Source organism: Mycolicibacterium llatzerense, assembly GCF_025331195.1.
In the GTDB taxonomy this organism is placed as follows: domain Bacteria; phylum Actinomycetota; class Actinomycetes; order Mycobacteriales; family Mycobacteriaceae; genus Mycobacterium; species Mycobacterium llatzerense.
Map to the genome: position 1 here is coordinate 644,892 of NZ_LXOV01000012.1, position 26,647 is coordinate 671,538.

26 protein-coding genes are annotated in these 26,647 nt (G+C 67.8%); 5 read left to right on the forward strand and 21 right to left on the reverse strand.

What is annotated here, in order from left to right; translation table 11 throughout:
• Positions 1-4: 4 nt before the first annotated feature.
• Positions 5-1,417, forward strand: coding sequence for an amidase (locus A7G45_RS17965; RefSeq protein WP_260939104.1), 1,413 nt, complete (start codon positions 5-7; stop codon positions 1,415-1,417).
• On the opposite strand, the gene A7G45_RS17970 is transcribed toward A7G45_RS17965, so the two are convergent.
• From A7G45_RS17970 to A7G45_RS18000, 7 genes are all read right to left on the reverse strand, one after another.
• Complete coding sequence (locus A7G45_RS17970) at positions 1,387-4,074, reverse strand: fumarate reductase/succinate dehydrogenase flavoprotein subunit (RefSeq protein ID WP_260939106.1); 2,688 nt, start codon at positions 4,072-4,074, stop codon at positions 1,387-1,389. The two genes, A7G45_RS17965 and A7G45_RS17970, sit on opposite strands and share 31 nt — an antisense overlap.
• Positions 4,071-4,826, reverse strand: coding sequence for an ABC transporter ATP-binding protein (locus tag A7G45_RS17975; protein ID WP_260939108.1), 756 nt, complete (start codon positions 4,824-4,826; stop codon positions 4,071-4,073). The genes A7G45_RS17970 and A7G45_RS17975 overlap by 4 nt, the downstream gene beginning before the upstream one ends.
• Positions 4,823-5,689: an ABC transporter permease gene (locus A7G45_RS17980; RefSeq protein WP_260939111.1), complete on the reverse strand. Its 867-nt coding sequence runs from the start codon at positions 5,687-5,689 to the stop codon at positions 4,823-4,825. Before A7G45_RS17980 ends, A7G45_RS17975 begins: the two co-directional genes overlap by 4 nt.
• Positions 5,686-7,116, reverse strand: coding sequence for an ABC transporter substrate-binding protein (locus A7G45_RS17985; protein ID WP_260939113.1), 1,431 nt, complete (start codon positions 7,114-7,116; stop codon positions 5,686-5,688). The genes A7G45_RS17980 and A7G45_RS17985 overlap by 4 nt, the downstream gene beginning before the upstream one ends.
• 13 nt (positions 7,117-7,129) lie before the next feature.
• Positions 7,130-7,360 (reverse strand): 4Fe-4S dicluster domain-containing protein, encoded by a 231-nt coding sequence (locus tag A7G45_RS17990; RefSeq protein ID WP_260939115.1) that lies wholly within the window; start codon positions 7,358-7,360, stop codon positions 7,130-7,132.
• Complete coding sequence (locus tag A7G45_RS17995) at positions 7,357-8,127, reverse strand: GntR family transcriptional regulator (RefSeq protein ID WP_260939118.1); 771 nt, start codon at positions 8,125-8,127, stop codon at positions 7,357-7,359. Before A7G45_RS17995 ends, A7G45_RS17990 begins: the two co-directional genes overlap by 4 nt.
• Positions 8,128-8,339: 212 nt before the next feature.
• Complete coding sequence (locus tag A7G45_RS18000; protein ID WP_276555267.1) at positions 8,340-9,005, reverse strand: TetR/AcrR family transcriptional regulator; 666 nt, start codon at positions 9,003-9,005, stop codon at positions 8,340-8,342.
• Positions 9,006-9,132: 127 nt separating this feature from the next.
• Between A7G45_RS18000 and A7G45_RS18005 the strand changes: the two genes are divergently transcribed.
• Complete coding sequence (locus A7G45_RS18005) at positions 9,133-10,440, forward strand: cytochrome P450 (RefSeq protein WP_260939787.1); 1,308 nt, start codon at positions 9,133-9,135, stop codon at positions 10,438-10,440.
• A gap of 83 nt (positions 10,441-10,523) precedes the next feature.
• Entirely contained in the window at positions 10,524-10,913 is a 390-nt protein-coding gene (locus A7G45_RS18010; RefSeq protein ID WP_260939123.1) for a nitroreductase/quinone reductase family protein, read from the forward strand.
• A 25-nt stretch (positions 10,914-10,938) separates the two neighbouring features.
• On the opposite strand, the gene A7G45_RS18015 is transcribed toward A7G45_RS18010, so the two are convergent.
• From A7G45_RS18015 to A7G45_RS18035, 5 genes are all read right to left on the reverse strand, one after another.
• A complete protein-coding gene (locus tag A7G45_RS18015) occupies positions 10,939-13,182 on the reverse strand; it encodes a molybdopterin-dependent oxidoreductase (protein ID WP_260939125.1) in 2,244 nt (747 codons plus the stop codon).
• A gap of 178 nt (positions 13,183-13,360) precedes the next feature.
• Positions 13,361-13,900 carry a hypothetical protein gene (locus tag A7G45_RS18020; protein WP_260939129.1) on the reverse strand — a complete coding sequence of 180 codons (540 nt, stop codon included), beginning with the start codon at positions 13,898-13,900 and terminating at the stop codon, positions 13,361-13,363.
• A gap of 2 nt (positions 13,901-13,902) precedes the next feature.
• Positions 13,903-14,370: a transcription antitermination factor NusB gene (gene nusB / locus A7G45_RS18025; RefSeq protein ID WP_260939131.1), complete on the reverse strand. Its 468-nt coding sequence runs from the start codon at positions 14,368-14,370 to the stop codon at positions 13,903-13,905.
• Positions 14,363-14,926 carry an elongation factor P gene (efp, locus tag A7G45_RS18030; protein ID WP_071287305.1) on the reverse strand — a complete coding sequence of 188 codons (564 nt, stop codon included), beginning with the start codon at positions 14,924-14,926 and terminating at the stop codon, positions 14,363-14,365. Before efp ends, nusB begins: the two co-directional genes overlap by 8 nt.
• A gap of 28 nt (positions 14,927-14,954) precedes the next feature.
• Positions 14,955-16,058 (reverse strand): M24 family metallopeptidase, encoded by a 1,104-nt coding sequence (locus tag A7G45_RS18035; protein WP_071287304.1) that lies wholly within the window; start codon positions 16,056-16,058, stop codon positions 14,955-14,957.
• Positions 16,059-16,091: 33 nt separating this feature from the next.
• On the opposite strand from A7G45_RS18035, the gene A7G45_RS18040 reads away from it, so the two are divergent.
• Both A7G45_RS18040 and A7G45_RS18045 read left to right on the forward strand, forming a co-directional pair.
• Positions 16,092-16,610: a B-4DMT family transporter gene (locus A7G45_RS18040; RefSeq protein ID WP_071287303.1), complete on the forward strand. Its 519-nt coding sequence runs from the start codon at positions 16,092-16,094 to the stop codon at positions 16,608-16,610.
• A 167-nt stretch (positions 16,611-16,777) separates the two neighbouring features.
• Positions 16,778-17,155, forward strand: a complete 378-nt coding sequence (locus A7G45_RS18045; RefSeq protein ID WP_260939134.1) for a hypothetical protein — start codon at positions 16,778-16,780, stop codon at positions 17,153-17,155.
• Between the two features lie 66 nt (positions 17,156-17,221).
• On the opposite strand, the gene aroB is transcribed toward A7G45_RS18045, so the two are convergent.
• From aroB to alaS, 9 genes are all read right to left on the reverse strand, one after another.
• Entirely contained in the window at positions 17,222-18,301 is a 1,080-nt protein-coding gene (gene aroB / locus A7G45_RS18050; protein ID WP_260939137.1) for a 3-dehydroquinate synthase, read from the reverse strand.
• A complete protein-coding gene (locus A7G45_RS18055; protein WP_260939140.1) occupies positions 18,298-18,933 on the reverse strand; it encodes a shikimate kinase in 636 nt (211 codons plus the stop codon). Before A7G45_RS18055 ends, aroB begins: the two co-directional genes overlap by 4 nt.
• A gap of 4 nt (positions 18,934-18,937) precedes the next feature.
• Positions 18,938-20,134: a chorismate synthase gene (gene aroC / locus A7G45_RS18060; protein ID WP_260939141.1), complete on the reverse strand. Its 1,197-nt coding sequence runs from the start codon at positions 20,132-20,134 to the stop codon at positions 18,938-18,940.
• 42 nt (positions 20,135-20,176) lie between these two features.
• Positions 20,177-20,671: a GNAT family N-acetyltransferase gene (locus A7G45_RS18065; RefSeq protein WP_071287299.1), complete on the reverse strand. Its 495-nt coding sequence runs from the start codon at positions 20,669-20,671 to the stop codon at positions 20,177-20,179.
• An 18-nt stretch (positions 20,672-20,689) separates the two neighbouring features.
• Positions 20,690-21,112 carry a prepilin peptidase gene (locus A7G45_RS18070; protein ID WP_260939142.1) on the reverse strand — a complete coding sequence of 141 codons (423 nt, stop codon included), beginning with the start codon at positions 21,110-21,112 and terminating at the stop codon, positions 20,690-20,692.
• 179 nt (positions 21,113-21,291) lie between these two features.
• Positions 21,292-22,068, reverse strand: coding sequence for a shikimate dehydrogenase (locus A7G45_RS18075; protein ID WP_260939143.1), 777 nt, complete (start codon positions 22,066-22,068; stop codon positions 21,292-21,294).
• Positions 22,065-23,354, reverse strand: coding sequence for an endolytic transglycosylase MltG (locus A7G45_RS18080; RefSeq protein WP_260939144.1), 1,290 nt, complete (start codon positions 23,352-23,354; stop codon positions 22,065-22,067). The genes A7G45_RS18075 and A7G45_RS18080 overlap by 4 nt, the downstream gene beginning before the upstream one ends.
• Positions 23,351-23,857 (reverse strand): Holliday junction resolvase RuvX, encoded by a 507-nt coding sequence (gene ruvX, locus A7G45_RS18085; protein ID WP_260939145.1) that lies wholly within the window; start codon positions 23,855-23,857, stop codon positions 23,351-23,353. Before ruvX ends, A7G45_RS18080 begins: the two co-directional genes overlap by 4 nt.
• A 2-nt stretch (positions 23,858-23,859) precedes the next feature.
• Positions 23,860-26,556 carry an alanine--tRNA ligase gene (gene alaS, locus A7G45_RS18090; RefSeq protein WP_260939146.1) on the reverse strand — a complete coding sequence of 899 codons (2,697 nt, stop codon included), beginning with the start codon at positions 26,554-26,556 and terminating at the stop codon, positions 23,860-23,862.
• Positions 26,557-26,647 lie beyond the last annotated feature (91 nt).

The window sequence follows — 26,647 nt, forward strand, 5'->3', positions numbered from 1 at the left end:
ACCCATGACAACGATCCACGCCTTCGGTGATGACGCGCTCGGCGACCACGACGCCGTCGCCCTGGCCCAGTTGGTTCGCGGCATGCAGGTCAGCCCGGATGAACTGGCCGCCGCCGCCACGGCCCGCGCCCGGCTCGTCAACCCCGAACTGCAGGCCGTGGCGTGCGAGACGCCGCCGCGGCACAGCACCGACCCGAACGCCGAATTCTTCGGTGTCCCAACGTTCATCAAAGACAACACCGACGTCGCCGGCCTGCCGACCACGCACGGCTCGGAGGCGTTCACGGCCCGGCCCGCGAAGAAGGACGGCGCCTACACGACACAGTTGCTCAGCACCGGCATGACGCTGATGGGCAAGACCCGAATGCCCGAATTCGGTTTCAACGCCACCACGGAATACATGACCGAGAAGCCCGTCCGGAACCCGTGGCACACCGAATACTCCGTCGGTGCCTCGTCGGGCGGCTCGGCTGCCCTGGTCGCCGCGGGCGTCGTGCCCATCGCGCACGCCAATGACGGCGGCGGTTCCATCCGCATTCCCGCCGCCTGCGCGGGCCTGGTCGGGCTCAAGCCGAGCCGGGGCCGGCACCGCGACGGTGAGCAGGCCGGCCACCTGCCGATCAACATGATCTCCGAGGGTGTCCTGACCCGCAGCGTCCGCGACACCGCGGCGTACCTCGCCGCCTGCGAGAACCATTGGCGCAACCCGAAACTGGCGCCGATCGGCCGGGTGAGCGGACCGGCACAGCGCACCCTTCGCGTCGGCGTGCTGTTCGACAGCGTCACCGGCGAATCGGTCGACGACGCCACCCGCGCAGCCGTCGAAGACACCGCGGCGCTGCTGGAGGCCGCCGGCCACGTCGTCGAGCCGATCTCGCTGCCCGTCACCGCCCAGTTCGCCGACGACTTCGTCCAATACTGGGCACTGTTGGCCGATCTCGCGGTCGGCACCGGCCGGTTGATCCTGGACCGGTCCTTCGACGCTGCCAAGGCCGACGGCCTGAGCCTGGGGCTGCGCGCGCATCACCGCCGGAATCTGCACCGCACCCCGGGCGCGCTGCTGCGGCTGCGCGGCATCGCCGACCAGTACGCGCGGATGTTCGCGCGGCACGAAGTCGTGCTCTCGCCGGTGCTTTCGCACACCACGCCCCGCATCGGCCACCTCGCGCCGACGGTGGACTTCCCCGAGCTCATCGACCGACTGCGCCGGTATGTCGCGTACACCCCGCTCAACAACATCGCGGGCACCCCGGCGATCTCGCTGCCGCTGCACCGGTCCCCCGACGGCCTACCCGTCGGCGTCCAGCTGTCCGGCGCCTACGGGGATGAGCGCACCCTGCTCGAGCTGGCCTTCCTGCTGGAGGCCGAGCGGCCGTTCGCCCGGATTCAGGAGCTCGCCAGCGCGTGCCGGGCGTAGGCCCGCACGTCGGCATCGCCGTCTTCCAGCGCGATACCGAGCGCGGTCCGGGCAGCCTCCTCGGAGTCGGCCCACCGAGTCAGGCTGAGCACCGCGGCCTTGCGCACGTCCAAGTGTGGGTCGTGCAGCGCCTGCGACAGCGGTTCGACCGCGACCGCCGGCGCCGCGCCGGACAGTGCCCGCACCGCGCCCTGACGAATCTGCCACGCTGATTCCCGCAGGGCGCGTTGCACTTCCGGCACATCCTGCTCGGCGCAGCCGACGGCGGCCAGGGCGGCGAGCGCTGCCGCACGCACCAGCGGGTCCCGGTCGGCCAGCAACTCCCGCACGGTGTCGGCGCCGGACCGCAGCGTCGCCAGCCCGTTGCCCGCGGCGATCCGCACCTCACGGTTGTCGTCGGCCGCAGCCGCGGCGACTCCGTCGACGTCATCGACCGAGACCACCGCCCGCACCGCTTCGATGCGCACGCGATGGTCCGAATCCGTCACGGCGGCACGGTAATCGGGGGCCGCACCAGCGCGGCGCGAACTCAGCACGTACAGCGTCACCGCCCGCACCACCGGGTCAGCGGAGGCCAGGTACGGGGCAATTGCCGCCGGGTCGGGCACCATCTCGACCAGTTCTCGCAAGGCACCGGCCGCGGTGGCCCGCACCGCGCCGTCGTCGTCGCCGAGGGCAGCGACGAGCGGCGGCTGGTAGCCGTCCGGCAGGTTTTCCACCAGCACCGCGACAGCGGCTCGGCGAACACCCGCGTCGGTGTCCTGCAGGAACCCCGCCAGATCGTCGAGCGCCGGTTCCTCCAGCGCGATCACCTGTGCGATCCGCGGCGACGGCGGCGTCGCCGGTTCAGTGGGCCGCAGGCGCGATCCGGCGGTCGCCGGCGCCTTGCCGCCGACCAGGTCCGGCTGGTGCACGTGCTGCACCGCGTGGTCCGACGGCAGGTGGTCCAGATCGGGCACCGGCACGAAATACGGTGCCACCGGCCGCTTCAGGAACTCCATCTCCCCGTTCGCGTCCTTGCGCAGGTTCAGGTGATAACGCCACTGCTCGTCGTCGCGCTCGGGGATGTCTGCGCGATCGTGGTACAGACCCCACCGCGATTCGGTGCGCGTCAACGACGACCGGGCCGCCATCTCGGCGCAGTCCCGGATGAACGACACCTCGACCGTCCGCATCAGCTCGTGCGGGGTGCGGGCGCCCATCTGCTCGATCTCCTCGGCCATCCGCTCGAACGTGCGCACGGCGATGGACAACTTGGTCGCCGTCTTGGGCGGGGCCACATAGTCGTTGACGAAGCGGCGCAGCTTGTACTCGACCTGCGGCTGCGGCGGGCCGTCCGGATGCCGCAGCGGACGGTAGATCAGCTCATGCGCCTCGGCCAGCTGATCCTGCGGAAGCTCCACGGGTGCGTCGACGTCCGCGAGCGTGGACGCGGCGTGCTCCCCGGCCAGGTCACCGTAGACGAACGCTCCGATCATGTAATTGTGCGGGACGCACGCCATGTCACCGGCCGCGTAGAGCCCCGGCACGGTGGTACGGGCGTGCTCGTCGACCCACACCCCGGACGCCGAATGCCCACTGCACAAACCGATCTCGGAGATGTGCATCTCGATGTCGTGGGTGCGGTAGTCGTGGCCGCGGTTGGCGTGGAACGTGCCGCGCGTCGGGCGTTCGGTGGTGTGCAGGATGTTCTCCATCGCGGTGATGGTCTCGTCCGGCAGGTGGGTGACCTTGAGATAGATCGGACCGCGGGCCGATTCGATCTCGCTCTTGACCTCGGACATCATCTGGCCCGACCAGTAGTCGGAGTCGACGAACCGCTCCCCCAGCGCGTTCACCTGGTATCCGCCAAAAGGATTGGCGACGTAAGCGCAGGCGGGTCCGTTGTAGTCCTTGATCAGCGGGTTCACCTGGAAGCACTCGATGCCCGACAGTTCCGCCCCGGCGTGATAAGCCATCGAGTAGCCGTCACCGGCGTTGCAGGGGTTTTCGTAGGTGCCGTACAGATATCCCGAGGCCGGCAGGCCCAACCGGCCGCTGGCTCCGGTCGCGAGGATGACGGCCTTGGCCCCGACCGTCACGAATTCGCCTGTGCGCGTGTTGAGAGCAGCAGCCCCGACCGCCCTGCCGTCCTGCACCAGTACGCGCACCGGCATCAGCCGGTTCTCGATCTGGATCTTCTCGCGCATCGACCGCTGCCGCAGCACGCGGTACAGCGCCTTCTTGACGTCCTTGCCCTCGGGCATCGGCAGCACGTACGAACCCGAGCGGTGCACCCGGCGCACCGCGTACTCGCCGTGCTCGTCCTTCTCGAACTTGACGCCGTAGCGTTCCAGCCGCTGCACCATGGCGAAGCCGCGGGTCGCGGTCTGATAGATGGTGCGCTGGTTGACGATTCCGTCGTTGGCCCGGGTGATCTCGGCGACGTAATCCTCCGGGGTGGCCTTGCCCGGGACGACGGCGTTGTTGACGCCGTCCATGCCCATGGCCAGTGCACCGGAGTGCCGTACGTGGGCCTTCTCCAGCAGCAGCACCTGGGCGCCGTTCTCGGCGGCGGTCAGCGCGGCCATGGTGCCGGCGGTGCCGCCGCCGATCACCAGAACGTCACAGTCCAGGCGGACGGGAGTGGCGAGGTCGGGGACCTCGAGGGTGCTCATTGGTGTAGTGCTCCAAGGATTTCGGCCCGCAGCTCGGTGCGGGCAACATCGGCATCACGGGGACTGGGAACGTCGAGCAGCGCGCGCAGCGGCTGCCCGGCGCGGCCGAGGACAGCCACCCGGTCACCCAGGGCGAGGGCTTCATCGACGTCATGCGTGACGAATACGACGGTGGTCGGATGGGCCTGCCAGGTGTCGATCAGCAGGTGCTGCATGGCATTCCGGGTCTTGGCGTCGAGCGCACCGAACGGCTCGTCCATCAGGACGGCTCGCGGCGCCCCGGCCAGTCCACGGGCCAGCTGGACCCGCTGGCGCATGCCGCCGGACAGGCTCTTCGGCAGGAAGTCGGCGAACCCGGTGAGCCCGACCTCGTCGATCCAGCGTTCGGCACGTTCGCGGCGGCCGGTACGCGGCACACCGCGCAGCTGCAGCGCCAGCTCGATGTTGGATCGCACTGTGCGCCAAGGCAACAACGCACTGTCCTGGAACACCATGCCGCGGTCCCGCGACGTGGTGGTCACGAGCGCGCCGTCCGCGAGGACCCGCCCCGCATCGGGCTTCAGCAGCCCGGCCAGCGCCCGCAACACCGTCGACTTGCCGCAGCCCGACGGCCCGGTCAGCACCAGGATCTCTCCCGGCTGCACCGTCAGGCTCAGCCCGTCCACGACCGGCTCGCCGGTGTAGGACAGTCGGATTCGGTCGAGTTCGAGGCGCAGGCCCGCAATCCTGGGCTCGGTCACCACGGCGGTCATCGCGCGTTCTCCTCACCACGCGGCAGCCAGCGCGTCAGCCGCCGGCCGATCAGTTCCACCGCGGCCGACGTGCCGAAGCCCAGGGCTCCGATGGTGATGATTCCGACGAAGACGCTCGGGTAATCCAGCACGGTGTAGGCCTGCCAGGTGCGGTAGCCGACACCGAGCCGGCCGGAGATCATCTCCGCGGACACCACGCAGATCCAGGCCACACCCATACCGACCGACAATCCGCCGAACAGCCCGGGCAGCACACCCGGAAACACGACCTGCCGCAACACATCCCAGCGCGAACCGCCGAGGGTGCGCACCGAGTCCTCCCACAGCGTCGGCAATGCTCGCACCGCGTGCCGGGTGCTCACCATGATCGGGAAGAACGCCGCCAGGAACGTGATGAATACGATGCCGGCCTCGTCGGTCGGGAACAGCAGGATGGCCACCGGGACCAGCGCGATGGCCGGGATCGGCCGGGCCAGCTCGGTCAATGGTCCGACGATGTCGGCGAACAGCCGAGACCGGCCGAGCGCGATCCCGACCCCGGCGCCGACCACCGCGGCCAGTCCGAAGCCGCTGACGATCCGGATCACCGACTGAGTCAGGTCCAGCCAGTACTGGCCGGTGCCCACGGACGCGACGAACTTGGCGGCGATCTGAGTCACGGTCGGCAGGTTGTCGAACCGCAGCCAGAACCGGACGTGGCCCGCGGTGAGCAGCTGCCAGATGCCCACGGCCACAGCGACCGACAGCGCCTTGATGGCGTAACTGCGCCAGGTGGCCGGAACCCGCCGCCGCGCCACCTCAGCCTCGGCAGTGCGGGCAGGCAATGACACCGCCGCTTCGACGCCGCCGGCTATCGCCGTCATGCCGCACCGACCAGAGCCTGCTGGTACGTCACCACCGACGAACCGGGATGGGCCGCCTGGTAGCGGTGCGCGCCGGCGGCGGTGTCGAACGGGACGAACTCCGCACCCTGCTGCACCCACACGGGTTTGTCTGCCAGCCAACGGGTTCCGAATTCGGCGTCCGGCACGTAGGCGGCACGCACCTTGGCGCCCTTGGCCTCGGCCGCACGGATCGCCTTCAGCAAGCAGGTCGGGTTGGCCGCCGGCTGCGTGGTGTCCGAACCGTCCAGCCACAGCTCACCGGCCAGTGCCGGGTTGTCGGCCGCGATGTTGCACACCGGGTCGGTACCGTGCACCACCGACGGATTCGCGGTGCGGGCGACCTCGGCGTTGTAGTCGCGGCCCCGCTCGGACAGCGCCTTGCGCAAGGGTCCGTCCTCGACGAACTTGGCGACGTCCAGGTCGGCGAAGTCACCGATCGACTTCAGGTACGGCACATCGCCTTTCAGCGCATCCACGAGCGATGGCTTCAGCGTGGTGTCGAACCGGGTGCCGCCGGGGCCGTTGTACAGATACACGACTTCCTGTGGCAAGCCGCTGCCCTGCGCGACGATGCGCGAGGCCTCGAGCGGTTTGGTGTTGAGGAAGTCGGTGGCGTCGAGCTGCGCCTGCAGGAAGGCGTCGAGCACCTCGGGATGCGCGCCGGCGTAGGCCCGTCGCACCACGACGCCGTGCCAGGTCGGGTAGTTCAGCTCGGCCCCGTCGTACAGCAGCCGCGCCTTGTTCTGGAAGACCAGCAGTCCCGGCCAGGCGACGAACTGCGAAAGGGCCTTGACCTGGCCGGATTCCAGTGCCGACGCGCCGATCTGCGGCTGCTGGTTGAGCACCTCGACGCCGGTCTTCGGGTCGATGCCGATCTTCGACAGCGCCCGGACCAGCGTGCCGTGACCGGCCGAGCCGACGCTGGCCGAGACCTTCTGGCCGGCCAGCTCATTCAGCGACTGCACCGGCGAATCCGGGGACACCACAACCATGTTCAGCGATCCGGTGGGGCTGGACCCGGTCACCGACACCAGCTCGGTCTTGGCGCGTTCGTTGCTCTGGGTCTTGGACCCGTTGATCAGCATCGGGTAGTCGCCCATCGATCCGATGTCGATCTTCTCGGCGACCATCTGGGCGGTGATCGGTGCGCCGGTGTCGTAGTCCTGCCATTCGACGTGGTACTTCTTGCCGGTCTTGGCAGAAATGTCACTGAGCCGATGTTCCAAATAGCCTTGCGCACGAAGCAATGTCCCTGCGGTGACGGTGTTGATGGTCTTGGACTGGTAGCCGACGACCACATTGACGACGTTGTCGTCCTTGCCGGCCGAATCGACCGAGCAGCCGGTGGCGGCCAGCACGACGCTGGCGGCCAGGGCGGAAAACCGGGCGAGATGCTTGCTTGTCATTGGGCTGGAGTCCTTAGCGGATGAGGTAGGGCATGTTGACGGAGACAGCGCCGGTTGGGCAGCGTGCGGCGCACGGCCCGCAGTACCAACACTCGTCGACGTGCATGTAGGCCTTACCGTTGTCGGGGTTGATGGCCAGCGAATCCAGCGGGCAGATGTCGACGCACAGGGTGCAGCCCTCGATGCAGAGCGACTCGTCGATCGTCACCGGGACATCGACTCGTTGGTTATTGACCAGCGTCATGATTCACTCCGTAACAGGTTGCCGCGCATGGTGATTCGGTCACCACGCAGTCGGATGTATTCGAGGTCGACGGGGCGCCCGTCGTCGAGCGTGGTGAGCCGTTCGAGCATCAGAATCGCTCCCCCGGCCGGGATGTCCAGGGTGGCCGCGGTGTGTGGATCGGCCGAAACTGCTTCCAGCGCAATGTCCGCCGTGCCCAGCCGCTGTGCGGTGACCTGCTCGATCAACGCGAACACGTCGTTGGTCTCCAGCGAGTGCTCGAGCACCGCGGCGCCGATGTCGGGCGCCAGGTATGTCAGATCCAGGCTCAGCGGCAGGTCGCCCAGGTAGCGCAGTCGCTCGATGAAGACGACGGGCTCACCGGGACCCAGCTGCAGCCGGCGCGCCACCGCCGCGGGCGCCGGCAGCTGCGTCGCGGCGCGGACCTCGTTGCGGACCTCGCCGAAGTCCTTGAAGGTCTCCTTCAGACCGACCAGCGCGTGCAGCCCGTGATCGTACTTGCGCTGGGCCACGTGGGTGCCGACTCGCGGCCCCCGGTCGATCAGCCCTTCGGCCTTGAGGATCGCCAGGGCTTCGCGCACCGTGTTGCGGGATACCGAGAACTCGGCGACCAGCTCGGCCTCGCCGGGCAGACCGTCCGAGTAGACCCCGTCGCGCACCTGATGTCGCAGCACGTCGGCCACCTGCCGGGCGCGGTCGGCGCGCCGGCGCAGCGGGGTCGGATCGGTCGGCTGGGGCGAGCAAAGCGACGGGGACGACGTGGGCATGCGGTTGACCGTAGGGACCTGCAGGTGTCAGGTCTGCCCCCGCGAATAGGGTGGCTCGACGGTACCCGCATTGCGCCGCCCCGGTACGCCCATGACCTGCACAAATCGGGGCCTCAACGACCATTGCGCCACCTCGAAAACCTGCGGCAGTTCGAATCTCGATGAATCGAAACCCGGTCGCACCGTGACTCGCATTCCGCAGTGTCAGCCAGCTAGTTGGGCGCTGTCATCATCGGCAGGAGGTAGTTGCGTACGTACGTTCGCGTGTCGTCGGCGGTGGCGAGGTCGATGCTGGTGTGGGGGGTCACCATGAAAGACAACGTGAGGCGTGTCTGCAGCTCTGCGACTGTTCGTAGGTGGCGCTCCTGTGCAGGCGTCGTCTTCTTCTCGCCGTAGAGTTCTGGCCGCATCCACTCAATGGAGTATTCGACAGCGAAATCAATGATGGCGCCGGCGTCGATGGTCAGACTCTCCAGAAGCGTTTCGGGCTCAGTGCGCAGTAGCTGCCTGAGTAGCCGATGTTCGCGCAGGAATGTCACCGTGAACAGGGTGCCGTAGACCACGTGGTCTTCGAGCGTGCTCGCGTTCGAACGGGCCAGTGCGCTGCCCTCCAGGAAGCGCCGCGCTTCGGCCAGCACTATGGCGTCGGTCAGGGCCGCTTTGGTCGGGAAGCGCCGATAGAGGGTTGCGCGGCCGACACCACTACGGCGGGCGACGTCGTCCATGGTGGTGCGCCGCAACCCGACCAATTCTGCCTGTTCAAGCCCGGCGTGCAGGATGCGCGTGGTGATCTCGTCCGGGTTGTCGAGCTGCGCCACAGTAGCCGGGTCGGGTGCCGCAATTCGCCGGATGAATTCCGCCGCCCGAGACAGCGCCATTGAAATCTCCCTTGCCTCTCGGCCTCAGCCGTCGTACCGTTGCCCTCGAAACTAGCGAGACGATTTTCGTCTCATTGTCTCAGCCGCCTCATGTTAGCGGAATTATCGTTCGATGAAGGGGATTCTCATGGGTTTCGGTCTGTGGGCGCGGTGGGTAGCGATGCACGGTTTGCCGCGGGCATTCTTCGCGGTTCAGGCTCGCCGCGGCGAGCCCCTGGCCCGCTTGCTCGGCAATCGCGATGGTGGCAGCCGCTATGCGTTGATCGAAGCGATCAGGACGCAGGGACCGCTGGTGCGCACGCCATTCGTGTGGGTGAGTGCCGATCATGCTGTGTGCCGAGAAACGCTGCGCGACAGGCGGTTCGGCGTATCGGCAACCACCGAAGTCGACTTCCCGGGACCACTGCGCTCACTGCTTTCCAGAACCGACCCCAGAGTGGCCAATCCCGTAGAACCCCCGGCGATGGTGATCGTAGATCCACCCGATCACACTCGCTATCGACAGCTGGTGACCCACAGTTTCACTCCCCGCGCGATCGACACGCTCTCCGCACGGGTCGGCGAGGTGACTCAAGAACTGATAGACCAGATCTCCGGCATCCCCTGCCCCGATCTCATCGCCGATTTCGCCGCGCAGCTGCCGGTCGCGATCATCGCCGAGATCCTCGATCTGCCCTCCGACACCCATTCACTCATGTTGGGCTGGGGCCGCAGCGGCGCTCCGCTCTTGGATATCGGAATCGCATGGCACACCTACCGGGGCGCCATCGACGGCTTGCGCGACGTCGAGCCCTATCTTCGTGAGCACTTCCGCCAACTGCGCGCCGATGAACCGAGCAACAACCCGTTCAGCCGACTGGCCTCGGACGGCTCTCTGACCGATCGCGAGCTCACCGCCAACGCTGCGCTCATCATCGGTGCAGGTTTTGAAACCACGGTCAACCTGATCGGAAACGGCATCGTCTTGCTGCTCCAACACCCCGATCAGCTGGCACTATTGCGCGACAACCCCGACCTCTGGCCCTCCGCCGTCGAGGAGATACTTCGAATCGACAGCCCCGTCCAGATGACCTCACGCACCGCCAACTGCGACGTCGAAATCGGTGGACAGCATATTGCTGCCGGCGACATGGTCGCATTGCTCATCGGCGGCGCGAACCGGGACCCAAACGTCTTCCCGAACCCCGACAGCTTCGACATCACACGCCCGAACGCACGCGACCACCTGGCGTTCGCATCTGGCATACATGCCTGCCTCGGCGCGGCGCTGGCACGAATCGAAGGCGCGACCGCCCTCCGCGCACTATTCGAAGCCTTCCCAGACCTGCAGCTAACCGCACCGCCGCAACGGCGCGGTCTGGTCAATCTGCACGGATTCACCCGACTGCCAGCACGACTGGGCAGCAGGAGGGCTGCGGCCGGCCTCTCCACGTGAAAAACGTTGGCACGGCTGCAACTCGTGTCATCGGAAAATTCAATGAGCTTGTGACAACGCCCATTCAGCGTGAAAGGAAATCGATGGCCAGCGTCGTACGTGACCGCATCACCAAGTCATTTCAGCGACGGGTGGGGAACCCGATAATGAAACGCCTACCGAGCCAAACACTGCTGGAGACGACCGGACGCAAGTCTGGTCAGCCCCGCCGTACTCCCCTGGGCGGCAGCCTGATCGGCGATCAATTCTGGTTTGTCTCGGAGTTCGGCGAAAAGTCCCAATACGTCAAGAACATCCAGGCGCTGCCTGCTGTTCGGGTGCGGCTGCGCGGCCGATGGCACAGCGGGACAGCGCACCTGATGCCCGACGACGATCCTCGCGCCCGATTGCACGAGCTGCCACAGTTCAACAGCGCCGGGGTGCGCACGTTCGGGACGAACCTGCTCACGATCCGCGTCGACCTGACCAATTGACGGCATTTCGCCTATCTCGCGGACATCAGGTACGGCTCACCGTCACCGGAATCCCGTTGAGCGCACCGTTACCCGACGGCTCGTCGATGAAGTCCGGCAGCGACAGGATGTTGGTGTTCACGCCGGGCGACGCGTTGGCGATACCCAGCCGAGTGCCCGGCTGTCCGTGCCCCCAGCCGTGCGGCATGGACACCACACCCGGCTTGATCGCGTCGGTCACCTCGACGGGCACGACGATCTTCCCGGCACCAGAGGCGACTTCGGCGTCGTCACCGTCGACGATGCCCCGCTCGGCGGCGTCGCGGCTGTGCATCAGCAGCGTGCAGCGGTCGCGGCCCTTCATCAGCGCACCGACGTTGTGCAGCCAGGAGTTGTTGGACCGCAGATGCCGCCGGCTCACCAGGACCAGCTCGTCGTCGGCACGCTCGAGCCGCGCGGCCAGCCGCGGCAGGTCGTCGAGCAGATACTGCGGCGCGAGCCGGATCTTCTGGTCGGCGGTACCCAGCACCTCGGGCACCCGCGGCACCATCGGGCCGTAGTTGATGCCGTCCGGGTGGGCCTTGAGCTTCTCGAGCGTCAGCCCGTCGGGGTTCTCGCCGTACCGGTCGCCGAACGCGGCGGTCCGCAGAGTCAGGTCGAGCATGCGCTCCGGGCCGCCGCGGTCGTACTTCTTGCGGATCTCGGCGCCGTCGAGCCCCTGGGTGAAGCACAGGTAGTCGAACCAGCCGTCGTCCAGCGCGGCGATGTCGACGTCTTCGGCCGGGGTGCCGGTGCACAGCCCGGTGAGCCGGATCAGAATCTCCCACTCCTCCGGCGCATCGGGGTCCTCGCGATGGAACACCGGCGGCGAGTACCGGGCGAAGCTGTTGATGGCCGCGCCCAGCAGCAGGTCCGCGGAGTGCGCCTGCTCGAGTGCCGACGGGCCGGGCAGGATCACGTCGGCATGCCGGGTGGTCTCGTTGAGCCACAGGTCCACCGAGATCATCGCGTCCAGCTGCGACAGCGCCTCGTCGAGTTTGTCGCCGCCCGGCGTCGACAGCACGGGGTTGCCCGCCACCGTGATCAGGGCCTTGAGCTGACCCTCGCCCGGTGTGGTGATCTCTTCGAGCATGCACGAGACCGGTACCTGGCCCAGCACTTCCTTGGCGCCGCGGACCCGGGTCTGGTAGCGGCCGAAGTTGGCGGCCCCGTCCTCCAGGCCCGGGATGGTCTGGCTGGTGACGGTCCAGGCGGTCGGGGTGGCGAACATCGCGCCGCCGGGAACGTCGAAGTGTCCGGTGACGATGTTGACGACGTCGATCAGCCAGCTGGCGAGGCTGCCGAATTCCTGGTTGCAGGTGCCGATCCGGCCGTAGACGACCGCGCGGGGCGTGCCGGCCAGCTCGCGTGCCAGTTCCCGAATTCGTGCTGCCTCGATACCTGTTGCGGCAGAGACTCTTTCGGGCGACCAGTCGGCCACGGCCCGCTGCAGTTCGGGTACCCCGTCGAGGTGCTGCTCGAGTTGGCCGAGGTTCACCAGCCCTTCGTCGAACACCGCGTGGATGACGCCCAGCAGCAGTGCCGCGTCGGTGCCCGGGGTGATCGGTAGCCACTCGTCGGCCTTGGCGGCGGTCTGCGTGCGGACGGGGTCGATGACGATCACCTTGCCGCGCTTCCGGATTCCGCCGATGATGCCCATGATGTCGGGAGCGGCCAACAGCGATCCCTGCGAGGCCGCGGGGTTGGCGCCCATCACCACGAGTAGGTCGGTGCGCTGCAGGTCCGGGGTCGGGAAGGCCCACCAGCTGCCGTACATCAGGTGCGACGACAGGTTCTTCGGCCACTGGTCGATGGTGCCGGGCGAATAGGTGATCGGCATGCCGGACAGGCCGAGCAGGATCGCGGCGTACCGCGACAGCGAAAACGAGTGCGCCAGTGGGTTTCCCGTGTACGCGGCGACCGCGCCGATGCCGTGCTTCTCGATGACCGGCGCCAGCAGTTCGGTGCAGCGGCGGAACGCGGTGTCCCAGTCGACTTCGTGCCACTGGCCGTCGACCTTGATCATCGGCCGGCGAATCCGGTCCGGGTCCTCGTGCAGCGCACCCAGGGAGGCGCCCTTGGGGCAGATATGTCCCGCGCTCCACTCGTCGGCCTTGTTCGGCCGAATGCCGGCGACCTTGCCGTCGGCCACCTGAATCTCCAAGCCGCACATGGCTTCACACAGGCAGCAGGCGTGCAGGTGCAGTCCGTCTTCGCCGACTTCGGCGATCACTCTCGGCCGGGTTCCCATGTTTCGACTGTAACGGTGTTACTGAGACGTAGGTCACGAATGGTCCCAGTGTCCGGGAGAGCGACTGCTACGCCGAGCGTGTGGGTTGACGAGGAAAATTCGCAGAATTGTCACGTCATCCCCCACGCTCGATGAGTAGTGATCAGACCCAACAGGCACGCGACCACTTCCGGCCGGGCTAGAGCGCGTGTGAAAGCTCCCGGCCGAACTGCAGCAACCGCTGCATCTGGGCCAGGCCGCCGTCGTCGACGGACTTCGTGTACCGGAACGACTCGCAGAAGAAATCGGTGTCGATCGCGGACTTCTCCCGGCTGCGGGTGATCAGCTGCGTGTACATCCGCAGCCGGACCTCGGCCAGTCGCCGCGTGCCGTCGGCCAGCACTTCGAACTGGGTGGTCAGGATGTGGTCGGTGATGGTGGACAGCAGGATGGTCCGCACCGAGGTGTCCAACGTCCGGCGCAGGTGTTCGTCCTCGCCGCTGGCGTCGTCGTCGGCCCGCCACATGATCAGCCGCTCACCGTCGGTGAGGACGACCTCCTGCCACACGGCGTCGCCCCAGGACTCCTCGGACGCGCCGCGCGACATGATGAAGGACTTGATCGACCGGAAATCGACCACAGAGCGGAGCTGTTCGAGCGCCAGCTCCGGATCCCGCAGGTAGACCTTCGCCGCGTCCTCGACACTCGAGTACGGCGCCCAATCCTGCGGTTCGTCCACTGCTACTCGCCCCGCACTGCCGCGGCCGCCGCCCGAATCTGCGGCGTCACCAGCATCACCTGGCCGAGCACACCGTTGACGAAACCGGGTGACTCATCGGTGGACAGCGTCTTCGCCAGCTCGACCGCCTCGTCGACGGCCACCGGCTCGGGCACGTCCGTCGCGTGCAGCAGCTCCCACACCGCGACGCGCAGGATCGCCCGGTCCACCGCGGGCAGCCGCTCGAGCGTCCAGCCCTGCAGGTGCGCGGAGATCAGGTCGTCGATGTGCGCCGCGTGCTCGGTGACACCGTCGGCAACGGTCACCGTGTACGGGTTCAGCGCGGAGACCTCGGGGTCGCTCGCGGCGATGGTGTTGCGCAGCTTCGCACCCTCGGCCGCGGTGATCCCGCGGGCCTCGGCCTCGAACAGCAGGTCGACGGCGCGCTTGCGCGCCTGGTGCCGACCCTTGTCGGAACGACGGTCAGGCATTGACCCGACTGATGTAGCTGCTGTCGCGGGTGTCCACCTTCAGCTTGTCGCCGATGTTGATGAACAGCGGGACCTGGATCTCGGCGCCGGTCTCCAGGGTGGCCGGCTTGGTGCCGGCGTTCGAGCGGTCGCCCTGCAGGCCCGGCTCGGTGTGTGCGACGACGATGTCGATGCTGACGGGCAGTTCCAGGTACAGCGGTGCGCCGTTGTGGAACGCGATCTGCACCTGCAGGTTCTCCAGCAGGAAGCCGGCGGCGTTGCCCACCAGGGCCTCCGACAGCGGGTGCTGCTCGAAGTCCTCGGCATCCATGAAGACGAAGTCGCTGCCGTCGCGGTACAGGTAGGTGGCGTCACGACGGTCGACGGTCGCGGTCTCCACCTTCACGCCGGCGTTGAACGTCTTGTCGACGACCTTGCCCGTCAGCACATTCTTGAGCTTGGTGCGCACGAAGGCCGGGCCCTTGCCGGGCTTGACGTGCTGGAACTCGGTGATCTGCCACAGCTGGCCCTCGATGTTGAGGACAAGACCATTCTTGAAGTCGGCGGTAGATGCCACGGTCGGTACTGCTCCTAGCTCTCTGTCGTCAGAGGATGGCCAGTTCCTTGGGGAACCGGGTAAGCAACTCAGGTGTGTGTGTCGTATCGCTGCCCACGACCAGCGTGTCCTCGATCCGGACGCCGCCCCGGCCGGGCAGGTAGACACCGGGCTCCACGGTTACCACAGAGCCAGCAAGCAGTGTACCGGCGGCGGCGGAGTTGATTCCCGGCGCTTCGTGAATCTGCAGCCCGACCCCGTGCCCGAGCCCGTGGGAGAACTGCTCGCCGTAGCCGGCATCGGTGATGACCTGCCGCGACGCCCGATCCACGGCCGACAACGTGGTACCTGGCACCAGCGCCTCCCGGCCCGCGCGCTGCGACGTCGCGACCAGGTCGTAGATGTCGCGCTGCCACTGCGCCACGGGCGCCAGCACGAAGGTGCGGGTCATGTCCGAGTGGTAGCCCTCGACCAGCGCGCCGAAGTCGATCTTCACGAAGTCGCCGGCCGCCAGCACCGCGTCGGTAGGGCGGTGGTGCGGGATCGCCGAGTTGGCGCCCGTCGCGACGATGGTCTCGAACGACGGCCCGTCGGCACCGTGGTCGAGCATCCGCGCTTCCAGCTCGCGGCCGACCTCCTTCTCGGTGCGGCCGGCCCGCAGCCCGCCGGATTCGATCAGGTCCTTGAGCGCGGCGTCGGCGGCCTCGCAGGCCAGCCGCAGAATCGCGATCTCGCCGGCGTCCTTGACCTCTCGCAGTGACTCGACCATGCCGGGCGCGCGGACCAGCTCGATGTCCCCGCTGACGCGTTGCAGTGCCGCATGGGCGTCGACCGTCATGACGTGGCTTTCGAAGCCGAGCCGCTTCACGCCGGCGGCTTCGGCGGCGCGCACCAATTGCGGTGCGCACGCCCGCTCGATGACGATCTGCGCGTCGGGGGCCTGCTGTGCGGCCTGCGTCCGGTACCGCCCGTCGGTGGCGAGGACAAAGGTGTCCCCGTCTTTGTCCTGGTCAATGGGAATCAGCAGGGCTGCGTTGGATCCGGTGAATCCGGACAGATAACGCACGTTGACCAGGTCGGTTACCAGGATCGCATCCAGCTCGGCGGCCGCCAGCTGGCGACGCAGAATGTGGCGCCGGTGGGAAATTGTCACGATATGTGACGCTACTCGCTACGCTGTCTGCTCATGAGTAAGTGGTTGCTGCGCGGAATCGTCTTTGCGGCGTTGATGGTGATCGTCCGATTGCTGCAAGGCGCGATGATCGGGGCCTGGGAAAAACAGTCTCTGATGATCAGCATCACGCTGGTCGTGCTGTACGTCATCGCCGCATTCGCCTGGGGCGTGTTCGACGGACAGAACGACGCGAAGGCGCAGCCCGACCCCGACCGCCGCGAGGACCTGGCCATGGCATGGCTGGTCGGCGGCCTGTTCGCCGGCGTCGTGAGCGGCTTCGTCGCCTGGCTCATCGGACAGGTCTACGACAACATCTACGTCGACGCGCTGGCCGCCGAGGTCACCACGTTCGCCGCGTTCACCGCGCTGATCGTCTTCGTGGGTGGCGTCTGCGGCGTATCGCTCGGCCGCTACTTGGTCGACCGCCACGCCCCGCCGCCGCCGAAGCACGACCACGCCGGTGAGGGTGAGCGCGCCGACACCGACGTCTTCGCCGCTGTCGCCGCCGACAAGAACGACGAGCAGTCCTAGGCACCCACACAATAATCGCGGCCGGTCATCTCGACTGGCCGCGTTTTTTTGCTGGTCTGCTCTGCGGCAAGTCCTTCGCGGAAAAGTGTCAGACTCGCGCGGCGTAACTCCTCTTACCGGTGAGAGCGGCTCAACCAGAGCCGCAAACCTGGAAAGACGAGCACACCATGAACACCAAGAGCAATCGCACGAAGTCCGTCACCGCCACCCTTGGCGCGGCAGCCGCCGCCCTGGCCGCCCCGGCAGTGATGTTCCTCGGCACAGGAACCGCGCAGGCCCTGTCTGTGCTCGATACGGCAAGTGACGCAGCGGGTGTCACGGTCCACATCACCTCGACCGGAAGTGAAGGCCTGTGCTTCTACTCCGCCGAACCGTGGTTCGGCTGGAAGGTGGTCAAGCCGTTGCCGGTGTACAAGGTTCCGTTCCAGCTCCAGGCAAATCAAAGCCACGACCTGTGGTTCCCGGGCGTTCAGACGGGCACGACGTGGAAAGCCAAGGTTGAATGCCCGGTCGGCGGTACCGACTTTTTCAATCCCGTCTACTGAACGCCGTCGGCATGGTGGTCCGGAACAACTCGCGACCACCATGCCAGTTGGCGTTCAGGAACCAGATCAGTCCTTCGCCACCACTGAATAGGCCGCCGCCAACAGCGACGGGTCCGGCCCCTCGAGCCGGCCCGGCTTGGCCAGCCCGTCGAGCACCACGAAACGCAGGACGCCCGAACGGGTCTTCTTGTCCCCCGCCATCGACTCGAGCAGCTGCGGGAAGGCGTCGCCGTCGTAGCTGACCGGCAGGCCCAGCGCGGTGAGCACCCGGCGGTGGCGATCAGCGGTGTCGTCGTCGAGGCGACCGGCGAGCCGGCCGAGCTCGGCGGCGAACACCAGGCCCACCGACACCGCGGCGCCGTGGCGCCACTGGTAGCGCTCGCGCCGTTCGATGGCGTGCGCCAGGGTGTGGCCGTAGTTGAGGATTTCGCGCAGTGCCGATTCCTTCTCGTCGGCGGCGACCACCTCGGCCTTGACGGCGATGGCCCGGCGGATGAGTTCGGGCAGCACCGTACCGGTCGGATCCAGAGCGGCCTCCGGATCGGCCTCGATCATGTCCAGGATCACCGGGTCGGCGATGAAGCCGGCCTTCACGACCTCGGCCATGCCGGCGATGATCTCGTTGCGCGGCAACGATTCCAGCGTCGCGAGGTCGACCAGCACCGCCAGTGGCTGGTGGAAGGCGCCGACGAGGTTCTTGCCGGCGTCGGTGTTGATACCGGTCTTGCCGCCGACCGCGGCGTCGACCATGCCGAGCAGCGTCGTCGGCACGTGCACGATGTCCACGCCCCGCAGCCAGGTCGCCGCGGCGAACCCGGCGACGTCGGTGGCCGCGCCGCCGCCCAGGCTGACGACGGCGTCCTTGCGGTCGATTCCGATGCGCCCCAACACTTCCCAGATGAAGCCGACGACGGGCAGTTCCTTGCCCGCCTCGGCGTCCGGGATCTCGATGCGGTGCGCGTCGATTCCGTTGTCCGCCAGGTAACTACGAATCGCTTCGGCGGTCTGGGTCAGTACCGGCTGGTGCAGGATCGCGACGCGGTGCCGTCCCTGCAGGACCCGGCCGAGGTCACCGAGCAGCCCGGTTCCGATGATCACCGGATAGGGCCGGTCGACGTTCACCTCGACGACGACGGGTTCAGTCATTGCGAGCCTTTCAAACGTTTGGCCAGTGCCGCAGGGCTCGGCGGGGCCTCGGTGGTCGGTCCGGGGTTCAGGACCGTGGGCAGCCGGCGCCACGCCGAACGACGGCGGCGCCGGGAGTGCTCGTCGCAGCGCGGCTGCTCGAGCCGGTGCACGATGTGGCGTACCACGGCACCGGGATTGCGTCGGTTGGTGTTCACGCGGAGCGTAGCGACCTGCCGGAACAGCGGCACGCGCTGCGCCATCAGCTCGCGGTACTTGGTGCCCGGGTCGTCGCCGGCGAGCAGCGGACGGCCGCCGCCCGCGGTACGCCGAACACCTTCTGCCGCACTGATTTCCAGGTAGACGACGGTGTGGCCGACGAGCGCTTCGCGCACCTCCGGGGTGGTCACCGCGCCACCGCCCAGCGAGACGACGCCGTCGTGTTCGGCGAGCGCATCGCGGATGACGTCGGCTTCGATCTTGCGGAACACCGGTTCACCTTCGGCAAAGATGTCGGCGATGCTGCGACCGGTGGTCTCGACGATCTTGGCGTCGGTGTCGAGCATCGGCACCTGCAGCGCCTTCGCCAACCGCCGACCGATCGTCGACTTGCCCGAACCGGGCATGCCGACCAGTACAGCCTTGGGAGTCATAGATTTATCCGGACATCTGCGGTTCGCGCTCATGCACCGCACGGAGGTAGTTCTCGACGTTGGCGCGGGTCTCGGTCAGCGAGTCGCCACCGAATTTCTCCAGTGCGGCCCGGGCCACGACCAGCGCCACCATGGCCTCGACGACCACACCGGCCGCGGGCACGGCGCACACATCGGATCGCTGGTGGATGGCGACGGCCTCTTCGCCCGTGGCCATGTCGACGGTGGCCAGCGCGCGCGGCACGGTCGAGATCGGCTTCATCGCGGCGCGGACCCGCAGCGGCTGGCCGTTGGTCATGCCGCCTTCCAGGCCGCCGGCGCGGTTGGTGGAGCGCGTGATGCCGTCGGGGCCCGGGTAGATCTCGTCATGGGCGACGGTGCCGCGGCGCCGCGCGGTCTCGAAGCCGTCACCGATCTCGACGCCCTTGATGGCCTGGATGCCCATCACGGCCGCGGCCAGTTGGCTATCCAGCCGGTTGTCGCCGCTGATGAACGAGCCGAGGCCGATCGGTAGTCCGCTGACCACGACCTCGACCACGCCACCGAGAGTGTCGCCGTCCTTCTTGGCGGCCTCGATCTCGGCGATCATGGACTCTTCCGCGGCCTTGCCGAAGGCACGCACCGGGCTGTCGTCGATGGTCTGGAGGTCCTGCGGCTGCGGGACCGGGCCGTCGTAGGGCTCGGACGCGCCGATGGAGATGACGTGCGAGACGACGTCCACACCGAGGGCCTGCTTGAGGAACGCACGGGCGATGGTGCCGGCCGCGACGCGGGCCGCGGTCTCGCGGGCGCTGGCGCGCTCTAGGACCGGGCGGGCGTCGTCGAAGCCGTACTTGAGCATGCCGGCGTAGTCGGCGTGACCGGGCCGGGGCCGGGTCAGCGGCTCGTTGCGCGCGGTGTTGGCCAGCGCGGCCGGGTCGACCGGGTCGGAGGCCATCACGGTCTCCCACTTGGGCCATTCGGTGTTGCCGATCTGGATGGCGATCGGGCCGCCCAGCGTCTGGCCGTGCCGAACACCGCCGAGCAGCGTGACTTCGTCCTTTTCGAACTTCATCCGGGCACCGCGACCGTAGCCGAGACGACGCCGCTGCAACTGCGTGGCGATGTCGTCCGAGGTCACCGAAAGACCGGCCACCATGCCTTCGAGCATGGCCACCAGGGCGCGGCCGTGGGATTCACCTGCTGTGGTCCATCGCAACACGTGTCCCATTGTCCCATGAGGGGGTTTACCGGCTGAAATCCGTCAGCGCAGGCTGCATTGCAGGAGCACGGTGTCGATGTCGCGGCCGTGCTTGTGGCCGACCTTGCGCAGCCGGCCGGCATCGTCGAAACCGAGCTTCTTGTGCAGCGCGATGGACGACGGATCGCCACTGTCGGCGATGACGGCGATCACCTCGCGCACGCCCGCGGCGCGCGACGCCTCCAGCAGCGCGCGCAGCAGTTCCGAGCCCGCGCCCTGTCCGGTGGCCCACGGTGCCAGGTAGATCGAGTCCTCCACCGTGCCCTGATAGGCGGGCCGGGCTTTCCAGGGCAGGCAGTAGGCGTACCCGGCGACCCGGCCGTCACGTTCGACCACGAGGAAGGGCAGGCCGGCGGCGGCGACCTTCGCGAACCGCGTCTGCCACTCATCAGCTGCCGGCGCTTCGAGTTCGAACGACGCCACGCTGTTGACTACGTAGTGCGCGTAGATGTCGGCGATGGCAGACAGGTCAGCAGTGGTGGCAACACGGGTACTCATGATGCGGGACAGGCTAACTCAACCAATCGCCAGCGCGACGGCCGTGGCACTCGCCAGGCACATCGACGGGCCGTGCGGCACAGTCCGTCCCGCCCGTCGCACCAGAGCGACCACGGCATAGCCCGCGGTGAGCAGCGGCGCCCCGATGGCCGCCAGCACCCACACGTCGGCGCCGAACATCCCGGTCAGCGCGCCCAGCCCGATCGCGAGTTTGACGTCACCGCCGCCCATGGCCTTGGGGCTCAACAGATGGATCAGGAGGTAGATGCCGAACAGGGCCGCTGCGCCGAGAGCGGCGGCGGGCCCCTTGCCCGCGATCACACCAGCCCCGACGAGCAGCGCGGCGCCGGGCAGCGTCAGCCAATTGGGCAGGCGTCGCTCCCGGAGGTCGTAGACACACAGCGCGACCATCCAGGCCCCAACGATCAAGCCCGCCCCCATCTTTCGAGGCTAGGCGAGTTACGCGGGGCGTCCCGACACCAAAACAGGGCGCCGGGCGTGTCGGCTCTCCCTGGGACATGTGCGATCTGAACCTGTCAGCTTCGGCTGACATTGTCAGCACATGATGACAATGTCACGGTTTGTGACAGCTCTGGATCAAATGCCTTGGGGTGAGGCGCTCACGTCGCCGCGAGCGCCGCGGCCATGGCCTCGCGCGGCGCGGGCATCCCGGTGAACTGCTCCACCTGGGCGAAGGCCTGGTTCAGCAGCATCTGCAGGCCACTGACCACGCGGCCACCGGCCGCGGCAACGGCGGCGGCCAGCGGCGTCGGCCACGGGTCGTAGATGGCATCCAGCAGCACCGCGGTGCCGGCGACAGTCCCCGAGTACTCGCCCGCCACGGAGGCCGGCAACGTATTGACCACCACGCCAAGGGAATTCAGCGGTTCACCCAGCGCCACCCACCGGGCCTGCACCCCGAGCTTGTCCCCCAGTTCCACCAGGGACGCGGCCTTGTCGGCATTGCGGGCCACCACGGCGATCTCGGCGATCCCCAGAGCAGCCAAGGCCACCATCGCGGCGGGCGCCGTGCCACCGGAGCCCAACACTGCTGCGGCGCCCGACACCTCACCCAGCGCGCCGACGACCCCGTCGACGTCGGTGTTGTCGGCCCGCCAGCCGCCGTCGATGCGCACCAGGGTGTTGGCCGAGCCGACCAGCTCAGCCCGCCCGGTGCGTTCGGTGGCGAACCGCAGCGCCGCGAACTTGCCGGGCATCGTGACCGAAACACCGACCCATTCCGGGCCGAAACCGCCTACCAGGCCGGGCAATTGGGCCTCGGTGCACTCGATGCGGTCGTAGGTCCAGTCGGTGAGACCGAGCTCGCGGTAGGCCGCCAGATGCAGCTGCGGGGACCGCGAATGTGCGATGGGCGAACCCAGTACCGCAGCTCTCATCGGGCACTGTCGAGCACGCCGTTGCGCTTGGCGAGCTCGATGCTGGCGAGGTGCTGCTGGTAGTCGCGGGTGAACACCGTCGTGCCCTGCAGGTCAATGGTCACGAAGTACAGCCAGTCCCCCGGCGCCGGGTCCTGCGCCGCGACGACGGCGGGCTGACCGGGCGAACAGATCGGCGTGACCGGAAGACCTTCGCGCGCATAGGTGTTCCACGGCGTGGCCTGCTCGCGGTCGGCATCGGTGGTGGCCACCTCCTGCCGGTCCAGCGGGTAGTTCACCGTCGAGTCGAACTGCAGCTTGCGATGGTCAGGAGTCGCCAGCCGGTTGTAGATGACGCGGGCCACCTTGGCGAAGTCCTGCGGGTTGGACTCGCGCTGCACCAGCGACGCCACGATCAGGATTTGGTACGGCGTCATGTTGGCGGTCGCGCCGGCGTCGAGCAGGCCGCCCTGTTCGTACTGGTGACCGCTCGAGCTGATCAGGCCCGCCAGAATCGACTCCGGCGTGCCGGCCGGGTCGACGTTCCAGGTGCCCGGCGCGATGAGGCCCTCGAGCCTGCGGTGGTCGGCACCCAACGCCTTCACCGGCCCGGCCGCCCAGCTCGGCACCATCAATGCCGAGACATCGGCGGCACCGGCGGCCTTCTTCAGCTCCGCGGCGGGCACGCACTTGTGCTTGCCGTCGAGGTCGACGCACGAGGCTGCCGAGATCAGGCTGAAGATGCCCTGGTTGATCTTGTTGGTCTTGACGTCGGTGGTGTCGTCGAGCTGGCGGCCCTCCGGGATCACCAGCCGGCCCACCCGATTGTTCTTCTCGGTGAGCCGGGACACCGCGTTGGCCGCCGAAATCTCGGTCCGCATCTTGTAGAAGCCGGGCTGAATCTCGGTCATCGCCTTGTTGCCCTCGGCAGCCTGGACGAACGTCTTCACGTTCGCCACGACGCCGTGATCGAGCAGGGTCTGCGCGATGGCCGTGGTCGAGTCGCCGTTGTGCACCTCGATGACGAGGTCGCTGCCACCGTCACCGGAGTAGTCGTTGCCCGATCCGAAGACGCCGTGCCACAGCCGGGATCCGAGGAACACCGCGCTGACCACGACGACGATGAACACCGTCAGCGCCACGATGCTGCGGCGACGGCGGCGCTTGCGGTTGCGCTCGGCGCGGGCCCGCTCGGCCCGGCTCATGCCGCGGCGGGGCCGGCCCACCGATTCCGGCTTGATGCGGGTGCTGCCCCACTCGTCGTCGTCATCGGGAGCGTCGGGAATCATGTCCTCGGCCGGGCTCATTCGTCGGCCTCATTGCGTGCCGCGGCGGCCAGCACAGTGCGGCGCATGTCCAGCCAGTTCTGCAGGATGCCGACGGCTGCGACCTGATCGATCATCTGACGTTGCCCCTTCGCGCGCACACCGGCCTCCCGCAGCGAGCGCTGCGCGGTGACCGTCGTCAAGCGTTCGTCGGCCATCCGCACCGGGGTCGGAGCAACCCGGAGCGCCAGCGCGTCGGCCACCTCGATCGCATCCAGCGCCGAGCTGCTGGCCCTGTCCTTGAGTGTGCGAGGCAGTCCGACCACGATCTCCACCGCGTCCTGCTCACCGGCCAGTTTCACCAACCGAGCCAGGTGCTTGTCGGTCTTGTCGCGACGCACCGTCTCCAAGGGCGTCGCCAAGATGCCATCCGGGTCGCACACCGCGACGCCGATCCGCACCGTACCGACGTCGATGCCGAGCCGGCGACCGCGACCTGGGTCGTCGGCCCCGGGGCGGTCGGGCATGCGGTCGGAATCGGCCAAAGCTAGCTCCGGCCCAGTTCAGCGCGTAGCGCGGCCAGACCCGCGTCGATACCCGCTGCCCCCTTACCGGAACCCTGTGCCAGATCGGCCTTTCCACCACCACGACCATCGACTGCGGTGCCCAGCTGCTGCACCAGTTCGTTGGCCTTCAATCCCAGGTCCTGCGCGGCGGCGTTGACGGCCACCACGTACGGCACCGAGTCGCCCGAATCGGCGATGAGTGCGATCACCGCCGGGTCCGAGCCCAGCTTGCCCTTGATGTCGCCGACCAGGGTGCGCAGGTCACCACCGGAGAAGCCACCGGCCATCCGCTGCGCGACGAGGCGCACCTTGCCGATGACCTCGGCGCCTGCCGCAGCATTGGCGGCGGCGGCCTTGGCGCCGGCCAGCCGGACCTTGTCGAGTTCCTTCTCGGCGGCCTTGAGCTTCTCGACCAGGGTGGCCACGCGGGCGGGCACCTCTTCCGAGGGCACCTTCAGCGACGAGGCCAGGCCTGCCATCAGCGCACGTTCCTTGGCCAGGTGCCGGAACGAGTCCAGCCCGACGTAGGCCTCGACGCGACGCACACCCGAACCCACCGAAGACTCGCCGAGGATGGTCACCGGGCCGATCTGCGCCGAACGCTGGACATGGGTACCACCGCACAGCTCCATGGAGAACGGTCCACCGATCTCCACCACGCGGACCTCGTCCGGGTAGGACTCGCCGAACATCGCCATGGCGCCCATCGCCTTGGCCTTGTCCAGCTTCTCGTTGAAGGTGTGCACCTCGAAGTCGGCCTGCACCGCCTCGTTGGTGACCTCCTCGACCTGGCTGCGCTGCTCGTCGCTCAACGCGCCCTGGTAGTTGAAGTCGAACCGCAGGTAACCCGGACGGTTCAGCGAACCGGCCTGAACAGCGTTGGGGCCCAACACCTGTCGCAGTGCCGCGTGCACCATGTGCGTGCCCGAGTGACCCTGGGTGGCGCCGCGGCGCCAGGTCGGGTCGACAGCGGCGGTCACGGTGTCGCCCTCGACGAACTCACCGGACTCGACGTTGATGGTGTGCACCCATAGCGACTTGGCGATCTTCTGCACATCGGTGACCGCGGCCTTGGCCGTGGCCGAAGACCCAGTGCCGGTGATCGTTCCGGTGTCGGCGATCTGGCCACCCGACTCGGCGTACAGCGGGGTCCGATCCAGCACGAGTTCAATACGGCCGGACCCCACCGCCTCTTCACCGCCGTGCGTCACCACCGGCACCCGCTTGCCGTCCACGAAGATGCCGAGAATCCTTGCCTCGGAAGTCAATTCGTCGAAGCCGGTGAACTCGGTCGGGCCGGCGTCGACCAGGTCACGGAAGGCGGACAGGTCGGCGTGCGCGTGCTTGCGAGCGGCGGCGTCGGCCTTGGCGCGTGCCCGCTGCTCGGCCATCAGGCCGCGGAAGCCCTCTTCGTCGACGGACAGGCCGGCTTCGGCCGCCATCTCGAGCGTCAGCTCGACCGGGAAGCCGTAGGTGTCGTGCAGCGTGAAGGCGTCACTGCCGGAGACGACGGTCTTGCCGGCGGCCCTGGTGGCGGCGGCCGCATCCTCGAACAGCCGCGAACCCGCCGCGAGGGTGCGGTTGAAGGCGACCTCCTCGGCGACCGCGATGCGGTTGATGCGCTCGAAGTCCGTGACCAGCTCCGGGTACGACGGACCCATCGTGTCGCGCACGGTGGCCATCAGCTCGGACATGATCGGCTGCTCGACACCGAGCAGCTTGGCGGCGCGGATGATGCGGCGCAGCAGGCGGCGCAGCACGTAGCCGCGGCCTTCGTTACCCGGGGTGACGCCGTCGCCGATGATGATCGCGGCGGTGCGGCTGTGGTCGGCGATGACGCGGTAGCGCACGTCGTCGGCATGGTTGCCGGCGCCATAGTGCCGGGGCGCCACCGAGGCGACCATGTCGATCACCGGACGGACCAGGTCGGTCTCGTAGACGTTTTCGACGCCCTGCAGCAGGCACGCGATGCGCTCGACACCCATGCCGGTATCGATGTTCTGCCGCGGCAGCGGGCCGAGGATTTCGAAGTCGGTCTTGCTGGTGCCCTCGCCACGCTCGTTCTGCATGAACACGAGGTTCCAGATTTCGATGTAGCGGTCCTCGTTGGCCTCGGGGCCACCTTCGATGCCGTACTCGGGGCCGCGGTCGTAGTAGATCTCCGAACACGGGCCGCACGGGCCGGGGATGCCCATGGACCAGTAGTTGTCGGCCTTGCCGCGGCGCTGGATGCGCTCCGGCGGCAGTCCGGCGATCTCCTCCCACAGCGCGATGGCCTCGTCGTCATCGAGATAGACGGTGGCCCAAAGCTTTTCGGGGTCGAAGCCGTAGCCGCCCTCGGACACCGAGTTGGTCAGCAGATCCCAGGCCAGCGCGATGGCGCCGCGCTTGAAGTAGTCGCCGAACGAGAAGTTGCCGGCCATCTGGAAGAAGGTGTTGTGCCGGGTGGTGATGCCCACCTCGTCGATGTCCGGCGTGCGGATGCACTTCTGCACGCTGGTCGCCTTGTCGTAGGGCGGGGTGCGGTCGCCCAGGAAATAGGGCACGAACTGCACCATGCCGGCGTTGACGAACAACAGGTTCGGATCGTCCAGGATCACCGATGCGCTCGGCACCTCGGTGTGGCCCGCTTTCACGAAATGATCGAGGAATCGTTTCCTGATCTCGTGTGTCTGCACGTGCTGCTGTCCTTCATCGACCGGGTAGTTGCCCGCATAACAGTACCGGTCTGCAGGTTCACTACTTGGACCCCAGCCCGTACATCCATTG